This window comes from Sinomonas sp. RB5 (assembly GCF_054063535.1).
In genome coordinates this window covers 224,741-237,573 of record NZ_JBSSGJ010000002.1, presented here as the reverse complement: position 1 = coordinate 237,573, position 12,833 = coordinate 224,741, and the positions used below count along the sequence as shown (strand labels likewise).

The 12,833-nt window shown below is 67.3% G+C and carries 11 protein-coding genes and 1 pseudogene; 7 read left to right on the top strand and 5 right to left on the bottom strand.

The window, feature by feature from the left end; genetic code table 11:
* Positions 1 to 2 precede the first annotated feature (2 nt).
* The gene (locus ACVWWH_RS03775; RefSeq protein WP_066501121.1) at positions 3 to 407 is read left to right on the top strand and encodes a rhodanese-like domain-containing protein; all 405 of its coding nucleotides are present in this window, start codon (positions 3 to 5) and stop codon (positions 405 to 407) included.
* A gap of 47 nt (positions 408 to 454) precedes the next feature.
* Here the strand turns inward: ACVWWH_RS03775 and ACVWWH_RS03770 are convergent, their stop codons facing one another.
* Positions 455 to 1,399: an Ltp family lipoprotein gene (locus ACVWWH_RS03770; protein ID WP_457315667.1), complete on the bottom strand. Its 945-nt coding sequence runs from the start codon at positions 1,397 to 1,399 to the stop codon at positions 455 to 457.
* Between the two features lie 673 nt (positions 1,400 to 2,072).
* On the opposite strand from ACVWWH_RS03770, the pseudogene ACVWWH_RS03765 reads away from it, so the two are divergent.
* Positions 2,073 to 2,255, top strand: a pseudogene (locus tag ACVWWH_RS03765) (hypothetical protein); the annotation flags it as partial.
* 306 nt (positions 2,256 to 2,561) lie between these two features.
* Here ACVWWH_RS03765 and ACVWWH_RS03760 read toward each other — a convergent pair.
* The 3 genes from ACVWWH_RS03760 to ACVWWH_RS03750 all read right to left on the bottom strand — a co-directional run bounded on the left by ACVWWH_RS03760 (position 2,562) and on the right by ACVWWH_RS03750 (position 6,138).
* Entirely contained in the window at positions 2,562 to 4,931 is a 2,370-nt protein-coding gene (locus ACVWWH_RS03760) for a hypothetical protein (protein ID WP_457315666.1), read from the bottom strand.
* Between the two features lie 12 nt (positions 4,932 to 4,943).
* The gene (locus ACVWWH_RS03755; RefSeq protein WP_066501109.1) at positions 4,944 to 5,609 is read right to left on the bottom strand and encodes a peptidoglycan-binding protein; all 666 of its coding nucleotides are present in this window, start codon (positions 5,607 to 5,609) and stop codon (positions 4,944 to 4,946) included.
* Between the two features lie 187 nt (positions 5,610 to 5,796).
* Positions 5,797 to 6,138 (bottom strand): YciI family protein, encoded by a 342-nt coding sequence (locus ACVWWH_RS03750; protein WP_066501085.1) that lies wholly within the window; start codon positions 6,136 to 6,138, stop codon positions 5,797 to 5,799.
* 181 nt (positions 6,139 to 6,319) lie between these two features.
* Between ACVWWH_RS03750 and ACVWWH_RS03745 the strand changes: the two genes are divergently transcribed.
* The 5 genes from ACVWWH_RS03745 to ACVWWH_RS03725 all read left to right on the top strand — a co-directional run bounded on the left by ACVWWH_RS03745 (position 6,320) and on the right by ACVWWH_RS03725 (position 12,273).
* Complete coding sequence (locus ACVWWH_RS03745) at positions 6,320 to 6,919, top strand: glycerol-3-phosphate responsive antiterminator (protein ID WP_447420189.1); 600 nt, start codon at positions 6,320 to 6,322, stop codon at positions 6,917 to 6,919.
* Between the two features lie 238 nt (positions 6,920 to 7,157).
* Entirely contained in the window at positions 7,158 to 8,600 is a 1,443-nt protein-coding gene (locus ACVWWH_RS03740; protein ID WP_457315665.1) for an FAD-binding oxidoreductase, read from the top strand.
* A 98-nt stretch (positions 8,601 to 8,698) separates the two neighbouring features.
* Complete coding sequence (locus tag ACVWWH_RS03735; RefSeq protein ID WP_447420187.1) at positions 8,699 to 9,487, top strand: SDR family NAD(P)-dependent oxidoreductase; 789 nt, start codon at positions 8,699 to 8,701, stop codon at positions 9,485 to 9,487.
* Between the two features lie 28 nt (positions 9,488 to 9,515).
* A complete protein-coding gene (locus ACVWWH_RS03730) occupies positions 9,516 to 10,973 on the top strand; it encodes an FGGY-family carbohydrate kinase (protein WP_457315664.1) in 1,458 nt (485 codons plus the stop codon).
* The gene (locus ACVWWH_RS03725) at positions 10,966 to 12,273 is read left to right on the top strand and encodes an MFS transporter (protein WP_457315663.1); all 1,308 of its coding nucleotides are present in this window, start codon (positions 10,966 to 10,968) and stop codon (positions 12,271 to 12,273) included. The genes ACVWWH_RS03730 and ACVWWH_RS03725 overlap by 8 nt, the downstream gene beginning before the upstream one ends.
* A 78-nt stretch (positions 12,274 to 12,351) precedes the next feature.
* Here ACVWWH_RS03725 and ACVWWH_RS03720 read toward each other — a convergent pair whose 3' ends face one another.
* Complete coding sequence (locus tag ACVWWH_RS03720) at positions 12,352 to 12,597, bottom strand: hypothetical protein (RefSeq protein ID WP_457315662.1); 246 nt, start codon at positions 12,595 to 12,597, stop codon at positions 12,352 to 12,354.
* Between the last annotated feature and the right edge of the window lie 236 nt (positions 12,598 to 12,833).

Genomic DNA, 12,833 nt, shown 5'->3' with positions numbered 1-12,833 from the left:
CGGTGGTCTCGCAGAGCGACCTGCTGGCCTTCGTGGAGGCGAAGCTGGCCTACGAGATCGACGTCGTCGCGGCCGCCGAGGCGCAGGCCGACGGCACCGCCGTCATCGTGGACACCCGCAGGCAATCGTCGTGGGACCAGGGGCACATCGCCGGCGCGCTGCACCTTCCCAACAATGCCCTGGACGACCGTCTGGCCGATCTGCCGCCCGACCGGACCCTGATCGTCTACGGATGGGGCCCCGGCTGCAATGGGGCCACGCACACTGCGCGGCGCCTGCTGGCCGAGGGATTTGCGGTGCGCGAGCTGATCGGGGGCTACGAGTACTGGGTGCGCAACGGATTCGCGGTGGAGCGGGGAGACGGGGTCGAGAAGGCGGAGCCGGACCCGCTCGTCACGCACCTGTAGGAAGATGCCCCGATCCGATCTGGACCGGGGCATCTGGAGCCAGTTCCCTAGAGGCGGGCCTGACTGGTTCCGTACTCTGCCTGAGCGGGAGTAAAGCCATCGAAGACCAACTGGTCGACCAAACCGGCATGGGAGAAGGAAGTGAAATTCAGATAGTCCTTCGCCTTCAGAGCTGCCTGCTTGTTCCAGTCGACGGGCACCCGATCGACGGCCCAAGTCGCGTCCGCAGCCGAATACTTTTCGAACTCCAGCTGCTGGATTAGACCCGTGCGTGAGAAAGCCGTGTAGCCGAGGTAGTCTTCAGCCTTTTGCAGGGCGTTCTGCTGACTTACCGTTCCAGCCGCGGCAGCCGCGGCAGCGTCAGCCGCAGCCTTAGCCGCAGCGTCGGCTTTTGCCTTGGCGGCAGCGTCCGCGTCAGCTTTGGCTTTGGCATCTGCGTCGGCCTTTGCCTTGGCTGCGGCCTCCGCGTCAGCCTTGGCTTTGGCATCCGCGTCGGCTTTGGCCTTCGCGGAGGCATCCGCCTCGGCCTTGGCGGACGCCGAGGCTTCGGCAGCAGGGTCCCTTGTCGGGGTTGCCGCGGCGGCAGCGCTGGCAGCGGCCGCGGCGGGTGTTGACGCCGAGGCAGCGGGCGCCGCAGTGGGAGCGGACGAAGCCCGCGCTGAGTTGACGATGATGCTCAGGAGAATGACCGCGGCGGTGACGATGAGGGCCATTCTCTTGTGCTTGTCGTAGCCCTCCAGCGGGAGCCCCTGCTTGTCCCGGGCCTTATTGGCCAGGACGAGGATGAGGTCAATGAGGGCCCAGATGCCAAAGCCGCCGAAAGTGATCAGCTTGAGGATGCCGGTGCCGATCTTGCCCAAATAGAACCGGTCCACGCCGAAGATGCCGACGAGAAGAGAGAGCAACCAGGTCACGAGGAACGACTTGCTGCTCTGCTGTACCTTCCCGTAGTCGGGGCTGGGAGGATAGGGCGCGAGGTTAGGATGGCTCATGAGAGTCCTTTCGTAGGACACCTCACCGACGTGCAATACGAATCGTGCGGGGTGGGTGCGTCGATAGGCGCACATGAAGGAACGTCGCGAGGACCGCAGGCCGCACCCGCAGCACATCGACCAAGTCGGTCGTTGCATGCATTCAGATTCCCCCAATAGCGTCACGGGCGTGACTGCCCGTGAAACGGGATCATACCCCCACTGCAGCCATTAGGTGAGGCCTGGAAACAACCCTTCAGGATTCTCTGGCCGGCTGACAGTCGAAATCTGGAAGTATTCGAAATCCGTCGATTAGCGCTCCTTTGAGGAGTCGTCTTGCCCAGAGGCTTTAGTCCTTATTGGATGTTTATGCGGTTCGCGAGGCTGAAGCGCCGTCACCGGCGAAAGGGGCAACCGTGGACCTGCTGAGCGGCCGCGCGCCCGTCGAACCCATAGACCTGAGGCGCCCTGCCGCCATCGTCCGCCGCCCTCGCTGACGTGGAATGCCTACAGGGCCGTCAGTCGCCGGGACGTGTCTTTCCTCGAGAGGAACGCGGCCCCCAATTCGATGCCGTGGCCCGGTGCCGAGCTGGTGGTGGTGATCCCCTCCCTGAGCTCAGGCAGCCCGGTGGCGATGGCCTGGTGCCAACCGTGGTAGCAGGCCCGTGCCACCTCTTGGACCTCCACGTTGGGCGTGGTCGTCTCGAGATGCACTGCGGGGCGAGGGCGACGGGGGGCTCACTTCACGGTGAGCCCGGGGTTCGACCTCGAGGTGGTGCGGGCTTCGTCGGAGGCCGGGCTGCTGCCGCTGCCCGGGGTGGCGACGCCGAGCGAGGTGCAGATCGCGCTCAAGGAAGGGCTGACTTGGCTGGAGGCCTTCCCCGCCTCCGTGCTCGGCACCGAGTGGATCAAGGCGATGAAGGGCCCCTTCCCGGCGGCCAAGTCGTCACGACCGGCGGCATGCATGCCGGGAACGGGGGGGAGTTCCTCGCCGCGGGCGCGCGGGTCGTCGTCGTCGGGTCGTCGCCGTCGGGTCGGCGCTCGAGGACCCGTCCCAGCTTCCCAAGCTCGCGGAACTGCTCGGCACCTCCGGCGGGCCCGTGCCGGTAGGGAAGTGGCGGTGGTCTCGAAGAGCGACCTGCTGGCCTTCGTGGAGGCGAAGCTGGCCTACGAGATCGACGACTCAGCTCGGGGAGGCGGTGGGCACAGGCATGGCCGTTTCTGCGGGGGCGGGGGACGGCGGCGCGTCGGTGGATCCCGGTGCTGCTGTTTGGGCGGGGGCTTCGCTGGCTGGGGCCGCGGGCGCTCCTGCGCCCGGAGCCGACGGGGTCGTGACGGTGTCGGGGACGCTGGCGCCGGGAGTGGGGGCGCTGCTGGCCGGCGCCCCCGAAGGACCGGCCGGTTCGGTCGTCGCTGGGGCGCTGCTCGGCGCCTGATGCGTCGTCGAAGGGTCCTGCTGGATGATCTGCCGGATCTGTGCTGCGTACTGGTTCAGGCGGGCTTGGATCTGCGTTAGAGGCTGATCTTGGATGGTGGCCTGGAACGCGTTGATGTCGTTCCACAGCGTGGAGAGCTGGGCCAGTCCGGCGGGGCTCAGCGGTTGGTCGAGGGTCAGGACGAGTTGGTTGGCGACCGCGTAGGCGAGGCACTGGGTGCAGTTGTAGTTGGCGGCTACCGCCAGGTTCTGCGGGACGACGGCGTGGACCTGGCCGACGAGGAGCACCACCTGGAAGGCGACGGCTACGGCGGCGCAGTCCCGGCAGCTGGCAAACGCGTCCGCTTCGTTCACGTTGAGCGCGGAGCCGTCTTGGACCCAGACCATCGCGAAGGCGACGTCGTAGACCACCGATCCGTCCTTGGTGTTGACGGCCAACGCCTGGTTTCCTCCGTCGCCGGGCGGGCTGGGCTTGCTGAAGGGGAAGACCCAGGCCGGTGCTGGGGCCGGTGCCGGACCTGAGGCGTTCCCCGGCGCGGGGGCCTGGCCGGTGCGGGGTACGAGGACCATTCCCAGCTGCGGCTTGTCCGCCGTCGGCTTGGCTACCCCTTGCGGCCAGATCGCGGCGACCCGCCCCTCCTGTCCTTGCACGAGGCGATCCGTGACGGGAGCCCGCGCGGCGAGGACGTCGGCGACGGTGCCGCGTTCGTAGGGCCGGATCGGGCGGTAGGTCGACCCATTGGGCCACCAGAGGGTGGCGAGGACGGCAACGAGGGCGACGCCGGCGATCACCGCCGAAGCGCGGCGACCTGGGCGTCCGCGCGTCTTCTGCCATACGCTGCGTGCTCCGCGGGTCAGCATCCGGAAGAGGATCAGGCCCATTCCGAGGACGGGGAGTGCGGCGGCGAGGATCATGACCGCCTGCGCGCCAGCGGCCAGCAGGTCGCCGGTGCCAAGGGCAGCAGCAAGGGAGCCCTCACGGCGCACCGTGCTCGCCCAGGCAGTCGCCAGAACGCGTGGGAGTGTGATGACCATCAGGGCGAGGCTGCCGAGCAGCACCGGGACCACGATCAGCACCCAGAGGGTGACGACCGCGCGGGCCCACGGCTTGAGCGCCTTCGTCTCGGGATGTCCCCAGCGCCATGGCAGCAGGCCCAGCAGCGTGGGGCGGATCCGATGGTACAGGTCGGGGACGCCGGTGACGTCCGCGAGCACGTGGTACCCGTCGAAGCGCACGAGGGGCGTGAGCTGGCGGATCATCTGCAGGATCTGGGTCAGGACGACCAGGAGGAGGGCGTCGTACTGCGTCGCCCACCAGATGCCGGCGATGAGCACCGTGACGATGGCGTTGAAGTACAGCCCGCCGAGATCGGTGCGGACGCGTCCGGCCCGGCCGAGACGGTACGAGTCGGTGACGTCGGTGTAGAAGGCCGGCCAGAAGAGGTAGAGGCCGGCTCCCATGGCACCCGGGGTGGCGCCGCCGTACCGTGCGCCCGCGGCATGGCCGAACTCGTGGAATCCCGCGGAGAAGACCGTCACGGCGACGACGAGCAGAAGGAGGCCCGGACTGTCGAACGCCTGGTAGGTCGCCGAGGCGAGTCCCTTCTCCGCCAGCACCCACCAGCTCACGAACAGGAAGGCTGCAACGAGCGGGACCACAATCCACGGGCGGAAGAGGGCCGCGAAAGGGCCCGTGAGGCGCCGGGTCTTCTCCTTGTCGGTGACCGTGTAGCGGAAACGCAGGCTCAGCAGTGGGTTCGACCGGCGAACCTCCGGCTGGGAGCCGTCGGCCCGCGCGAGCAGCCCCAGGGGAAGCAGCTTCGAGTCCATGAGCGTGCGGACATTCTCCGCCGTGACCCGGCGGCCGGAGCCCCGACTCACCCGGTCAGCGATCTCAGAGACGCTGCTCCTTCCGTCCACGGCGGAGAGGACCGAATAGAGCAGCGGGGTCAGCTGCAGCGTCTGGCCGTCCGCGCGCCGGACGAGCGCCGGTGCGTCCCGATAGCCGGAGCCCTTCAGCTCGCCGATCAGCTCGACGCCGTCCGCGCGCGCCGGGACAGGCCCGCCGATGCGCGGAGCCGAGGACGCCGGCGCCGCAGGCGCGCGTCCTGGAGGCACCGTCACCGGAGCCTACTGCTGCAGGTTCGAGTGCTGGTCAGAGCTCGCTGTCGCAGCTCCGTCCACGTGCTGGCTGATGACCGCCTCCTGCTGGGCATCTGCGACGGCCGTGCTGCCCACCGTCCCGATGTTGGCCGCCACACCTGCGTTGATGGGTGCGGCGACATTCGCGTTTGCTGCTGCCGCACCGTTGATCGGCGCAGCGATCCCGGCATTGGCGTCCAGGTTCACGTTCACGTCCAGCAGGCTGCCGTTGGCTCCGGTCGGATCGGTCGTCGTCGTGGCACCACCGGTCGTCCCCCCGGTGGGTGCAGGGGCAGGGGCCGTCGACCCGTCCGTCGTGCCCGTTCCAGCCGCGTGCCCGACGCTGCTGTCCTGCACCGAATTGGCGGTGGCGTCAGCGTTGATGCCCTGGTCGATCAGGGCCCCCTGGTGTGCAACCCCTGCCGCGGTAGAGCCAGCCGACAGGACATTGGCCGATGCAGACGCATCAATGGGCGCTGCCACATTCGCGTTCGCGGCCACTCCGAGGTCGATGGGGGCAGCGGCCTGGATCCCCAGATTCAGATCGGCATTGAGATCAAGGATGGACGCCACTTCCTTGTCCGGCAGCGCCGTAATGCCTTCCGCGGCAAGCTCCTCATCCGACAGCGGCTGCAGTTCCGGATTTTCCCCCATGATCCTGCTCCCTTCCGGCGCTGGGACGCGCCTTCTCAGCTGTACCGGTGCTTCTGTAGCCCGTGCTTTGGAACAGTATTAGTAGACAGACCGGTCTGTCTAGGTCGGAGCTCGTCCGGCGTGTCGCGCGGTCCGTCGGCTGCAGACCGAAGGTGCCCCACCGCCGTCGTCCGTCTGCCTCCGACGACTAACTCGCCGGGTCGTACTGGAAGGCGCGCACCTCCTGGGCGCAGCGGCAGGCGACCGCGATCTTCGCCGCCCACTCCAGGGCCGCCTCGTAGGAGGGCAGCTCGAGGACGGAGTAGCCGCCCTCTAGCTGCGCCGTCTGCGGGTAGGTGCCCTCCTGGACCGTGCCGTCGCCGTGGACCACGACCGGCGGGATGCTCTCGTCGATGCCGCCGCCGAACACCCAGACGCCGGCGTCCTTCGCCTCCTGCACCACCGCGTGCGCCGCATCCGCGACGGCCTGCAGCTCTCCCTCGGGCACGTCCATCGCGGCACTGGGGAACGAGATCAGGTACTTGGTCACGGCGTCGACTCCTTCGTCGCGGCTGGGTGGGTCGCCTTCATCCTCGCCGAAGCCGGCGCGGCGGAGAAGATGGGCCTCTCCCATCGGCCGGGCGGGACGGTAGCATTAGTCGACCTTTCTCGAGGGCGGCACCCGCGCTGCCGTCCGACGGACGAGAGCTTCACAGCAGGAGATGCAGGCCATGTCCTTGACCACGCCACGCCGCACGCCCAAGGAATCAGCCGAGATCGACGCCGTCCTGTCGCGCCACCCGGTCATCGCGAGCGTCAAGGACGACGACGGACTCCGAGCGGTCCTCGGGGCCCCGTGCCCAGTGGTCTTCGTCCTGTTCGGGTCCGTGATGACCGTCGGCGGAATCGTGGGGACCCTGAAGGCCGCGGGGAAAACGGTATTCGTCGATGTAGACCTCCTGGACGGCTTCTCCAGCAAGCCGGTGGTCGTCGATTTCCTCAAGGCGAGCACGCAGGCGGACGGAATTCTCAGCTCGAAGGCGGCCATTGTGCGCGCCGCGAAGACCGCGGGCCTGATGGCCATCCATCGGCTCTTCCTCGTCGACTCCTTCAGCTACAACAACGTGCCCAAGCAGGTGGGCCTCTCGGGCGCCGATGCCATTGAAATTCTGCCGGGATGCATGCCCCGCGTCATTTCGTGGCTCCGCGAGGATGTGGACCTTCCGCTCATCGCGGGCGGCCTGGTGTGCGACAAGGAGGACGTCATCGGGGCGCTGGGCGCGGGGGCGGTGGCCGTGGCGTCGTCGAACCGCGGCGTCTGGCTCATGTAGCCGGGCGGCCTCGGGAGACCCCTTCACAGCCCCCGGAAGGCTGTGTTAGAGTCGTCACACCTCAGAACTTCATACAGTTTCGGGACATGTCCCGAAGCGGTTGCTCGAAAACCAGAGAACAGCGACCCCCAATTCCAAGGGGATCGCTGTTCTCTTTTTTTGTGCACTTTTTCGTGCACGTTTCCGAGCACCTTTGGTGTTCTCGAGCCCATCAACTCATGGAACGGAAGAATCGGAATTGGCTAACCTCACACGCGAAGAGATCGTCAGCGCCTATGTCGACATTCTCGGCAGCGAGCGCGTCATCACGGATGAGCAGACCCTCCGCGAGAACAGCGTCGACCGCTACTACAAGGTGGAGAACGTCTTCGGCATCTACTCGCTGCCGCTGCCGGCGGCGGTCGTGAAGCCCCGAACCCCCGAAGAGGTCTCCTCGGTCCTCAAGCTGGCGAATGCGTACAGCATCGCCGTGGTGCCGAAGACCGGCGGGTCGGCCACGGAGGGCGGCCTCGAGACCATCGTCGAGGACTCGGTCGTCGTCGACGGGTCCCTGATGAACGAGATCATCGAGATCGACACCGAGAACATGCTGGCCACCGTCCAGTGCGGCGTCCGCCTCCAGGATCTCGAAGACGAACTCCGCAAGATCGGCTACACCACCGGGCACTCTCCCCAGTCCAAGCCGATCGCCCAGTTCGGCGGCCTGGTCGCGACCCGGTCCATCGGACAGTTCTCCACGCTCTACGGCGGGATCGAGGACATGCTCGTGGGGGCCGAGACCGTCTTCGCCAACGGCGAGATCTGCCGGATCAAGAACGTTCCCCGCCGCGCGGCCGGCCCGGACATCCGCCACCTGATCCTCGGCAACGAGGGGGCCCTCAACTTCATCACCGAAGTGAGCGTGAAGATCTTCCGCTACTACCCGGAGAACAACCGCTTCTACGGGTACCTGCTGGACGACATGAAGACGGGCTTCGAGATCCTCCGGGAGGTCGTCACCCAGGGCTACCGGCCCTCCGTCGCGCGGCTCTACGACCAGGAGGACGGGCTCTACCACTTCAAGCACTTCTCCGACGGCCGCTGCGTGCTCATCTTCATGGCTGAGGGCCCCCAGCCGCTCGCCGACGCAACAGGGGCGGCGATCGAGCAGATCGTGTCCCAGCACTCCGGGGTCGACCGCGTCGCGGACTCGCTCATCGAGGACTGGTTCAACCACCTCAACTGGGACGTCTCCAAGATCGAGGAGGAGAGGGTCGAGATCCGCGAGACCCTCAACAACGGGTTCACCACCGAGATCTCGGGCAACTGGAGCGTCATCAATGACATCTACACCAGTGCCCTCGAGCGGATCCGCCGCGAAGTGCCGGCCCAGTTCACCCTCCTCGGCGGGCACTCGAGCCACAGCTATCTCAACGGCACCAACATGTACTTCGTCTACTACTACAAGATCGACGTGGACCCGACCGAGGAGCGCACGGTCTACCACGACCCGATCCAGGACATCATCGTCGAGGAGACCCTCAAGCGCGGCGGCTCGATGTGCCACCACCACGGCGTCGGCAAGCACCGGACGCACTTCCTCGCCGAGGAGTACGGATCCTCGCTGTACATGCTCGAGACGCTCAAGTCCGCCTTCGACCCGAACCGCATCATGAACCCGGGGACCATCATCCCGCTCTGAAGGCCGAGCCCGAGCAGGGCACCGCACACCTCCACGGGGCCGAGCCGTCGCCTCAGCCCCGCCCCCCATGAACCACCAGGAACCCAGCAGGAGCACGCATGTCCGAGTCGAGCATCGTCGACTTCCAGATGAACTTCTTCTCCTTGAAGAACAAGAACGCCATCGTGACCGGCGGCAACACCGGCCTCGGCCAGGCCTTCACCCTTGCGCTGGCGAAGGCGGGAGCCAACGTCCTCGCGGCCAGCATCATGCCCGACGACGGCCGCACCGCGGCGATGGTGGAGGAGACCGGATCGAAGTACTCCTACGTCATGTCCGACATCACCGTCCCCGGGAACCCCAAGAAGGTCGTCGACGCGTGCGTCGAGGAGTTCGGCAGCGTCGACATCCTCGTGAACTGCGCCGGCCGGAGCATCAACGAGCCCGACGTCCTCAAGTACACCCGCTCCCAGTGGGACCCGATGGTGGCGCTGAACCTCACGGCCGCCTTCGAGATGGCCCACGAGTGCGCCCAGCACATGGTCCGCCAGCGCAGCGGCAAGATCATCAACATCTGCTCGGTGTTCACCTTCCTCGGCGGTCAGTGGTCGCCCGCCTACGCCGCCACCAAGCACGGGATCGCCGGCTTCACCAAGGCCTACTGCGACGAGCTGGCCCAGTTCGGGGTGCAGGTGAACGGGATCGCCCCCGGCTACTACGCCACCGAGCTCACCGCAGACACCCGGGCGAACCCCGAGGCCAACCAGCGGGTCCTCGACCACATCCCGGCCAACCGCTGGGGCCAGACCCAGGACCTCATGGGCGCCACCGTGTTCCTGGCCAGCCGGGCCTCCGACTACGTCAACGGGCACATCCTCAGCGTCGACGGCGGGTACCTGGTGCGCTGAGCGCGCCCGGCAGACGAGGGAACCGACCATGACCAGCAAGTACATCATCGGACTCGACGGGGGATCGCAGAGTTCGAAGGCCACCATCTTCGACACCGACGGGAACGTCGTGTGCGAGGCGACCCAGCCCCTGGCGCCGATGCACACCCCCGGAGCCGGGATCGCCGAGCACCCGGACGACGACCTCTACACGTCTGTGGTCGCCGCGGCCTCCCGGGTGATGGAGGCATTCCCCGGCAACCCCGCCGACATCGTGGGCATCGGGCTCTGCAGCATCCGCTGCTGCAGGGCCCTGGTCCGCAGCGACGGCACCCTCGCCGAGCCCGTCCAGAGTTGGATGGACGAGCGCCTGTCGAGGCCCTACGAGCACACCAACCAGGAGGTTGCCCACGTCACCACCGCATCCGGATACCTCATGGGGCGCCTGACCGGTGAGCTGACGGACACGATCGCCAACTACATCGGGCCCTGGCCGATGGACGTGCGGACCTGGGACTGGTTCGACGACCAGGAGACGTTCGACTCCTTCAACGTGCCGCGGGAGATGCTCTACCGCCTGCAGATGCCCGGGGACATCGGCGGATACGTCAACGCCGCCTTCTCCAGCCAGACCGGCATCCCCGAGGGCCTGCCGGTGGTGCACACCGCCAACGACAAGGCCACCGAGGCGCTCGGCTCGGGGCTCCGCGACGGCGCCACCGGGCTCGTCTCGCTCGGCACGTACATCGCGGGCATGGTCATGGGAAGGGAGTTCGCCCCCGATCCCCAGAGCTACTTCTCCAACTTCGCCTCCGAGCCGTACCGGTACCTCTACGAGTGCGCCGGCATCAGACGGGGCATGTGGACCGTCTCCTGGCTCCGTGACCTGCTCGGAACCGAGATCGCCCTCGCCGCGGCAGCGGCCGGCCTCAGCAGCGAGGAGCACCTCAACCTCGCGGCCTCGGCCGTCCCCGCAGGAAGCGACGGGCTGCTGTGCGTCCTCGACTGGCTCGCACCGCCGAACAAGCCCTTCAAGAAGGGAATGTTCATCGGCTTCGACGAGCGCCACGGCTATGCGCACATGTACCGGGCAGTGCTGGAGGGCATCGCCTTCACCATGAAGCGGAACATGGACGCCATGGCCGCGGAGCGGAGCCTCGACCTCGAGGCGCTCGTCCTCTCCGGAGGCGGCTCGAACAGCGACCTCGCGGCACAGATCTTCGCTGACGTCTTCAACGTCCCCGTGGTCAGGAACTCCGTCCGCAACGCTGCCGGCCTCGGCGCCGCGATCTGCACCGCCGTGGCCTGCGGAATCTACGCCGGCTTCGACGAGGCCCGCGAGCACATGGTGCACCGCCACGACCGCTTCGAGCCCACGCCCGGCAACGCCAGGCTCTACGGCGAACTCTGCGCCGTCGCGGGGGAGATACCCCGCCAGACGGACCCCATCCTCGAACGAATCCACCAGATCCTCACAGATGACAAAGGAGCCATCTCCCATGCCTAAGCTCGGCAGATCGAAGAAGATTTTTCAGCTTGCACTGCTCATCCTTGCCGCCGGCTCGATCTACCCCCTGGTCTACCTGCGCCAGAACTTCGAAGCCACGATTTTGACGGTCTTCCACCTGAGCAACGCGGAACTCGCCGACCTCTACTCGATGCTGGGGATCATCTTCGTGATCGGCTACATCCCCAGCGGCTGGCTGGCCGACCGGATCCCGGTGCGCTACCTGATCGTGTTCTCGCTGGCCGTCACCGCCATCACCGGGCTGTTCTACGCCCAGGTCCCGGACAAGTCCACGCTGCTGTACGTCTACCTCGCGTGGGGCTTCGCCACCGTCTTCACCTTCTGGAGCGCGATCCTCAAGACCGTGAGCCTCCTGGCCGACAAGAGCGAAGAGGGCAAGTACTTCGGGGCGCTCGACGGCGGACGAGGGCTCGTCGAGGCGATCCTCGCCAGCTGCGCCGTGGGACTCTTCGCCGTCTTCGCCGGGAGCGGCACCCCCGACTTTGCGTCCTCCAAGTCCGGCTTCCAGGCCGTCGTCTACATGTACTGCGCGGTCCTCATCGCCATCGCCGTGCTGATCTTCTTCGTCCTCTCTGACGGGGACACCACCGCGAAGGCCACCCGGGAAGAGCCCGTCGAGTCCACGTTCGCCGCCGTGCGCCGCATCCTCAAGATCCGCGAAGTCTGGGTCATGAGCATCGTCCTCTTCTGCGGCTACACCCTTTTCTGGGCCCACTACTACTTCTCCGGATTCCTCAACGTGAACCTCGCGGTCTCGCCCGTCAACGCCGGCGTCGTCACCGTGATCATGCTCTGGATGCGCCCGATCGGCGGATTCGGCGGCGGCTACCTCGCCGACCGGCTCGGCAAGTCCCGCGTTCTCGCCGTCTCCATGACCGCGGCGGCAGCAGGGCTGGTCGGCCTGAGCCTCCTCCCCAGCGGCTCCACCGCCCTGGCCGACGTGCTCGTGGTGGCCGTGGGCCTGTTCCTCTACGCCATCCGCGGCGTCTACTGGTCCCTGCTCGACGACTGCCGCGTGCCCGCCGCGGCCACCGGCATCGCGATCGGGATCATCTCCTTCGTCGGCTACCTCCCCGACATCGTCATCCCGCAGATCAGCGGGGCCATCTACGCAGCGTTCGGCAAGGACGTCGCGGGCGCCAACAGCCTGTTCTTCATCGTCACGGCGGCGATCGGCGTCATCGGGGCCGGTGCGGCGGCCTACTTCGCGGTGCTCATGAAGAAGCGGAGGACCGCAGAGGCCGCCAGCGTGGGAGCAGCGCTTCCCGCGGCAGGCTAGTCCCGCAGCTTCAGGGACGGAGGAGGGCGGTGCAGCCTGGCAACGGGCCACCGCCCTCCTCCACGACCTTGACGACCCTCAGGCGGGCGCCTCCGGCCCGAAGAGCTCCTCGGCAACGTCAGACCGGAGGTGGTACTCCCGGTTCTCCACCGGCCACAGGTGCCCGTGCACCACGTAGTAGCCGCGTCCCTCCCCGGGACCGCCAGCCGCGGTATCGATGGCCTCCAGCAGTGCCTCGTCCAGAATCTGGGCGGGACCGCGCGATCGGAGCGTCTCGAGCTCCTCGGGCCGAAGGGAATGGAGCATGCCGGTGACATCGACCATGACGGTCCTCCTCGTGACGCTTCTGCTTAACGACCACAGGGCTGCGGGGTCGAGTGTAGGGGCGCTGCTGTGGACAGGGAAAGCCAGATGTGGGCTGGCTTCCGCTGGCCGGAAGCCGTTGCACAACCGCCAGGACAAGCCCGAGTCCCCGCTGCCGGGTCTGGCCGCCCACGACGCCGATCCGAGTCTGGCGGTGCCGGTCCGTCCGGCCTAGCATGGGCGCACTGCGTGGCAAG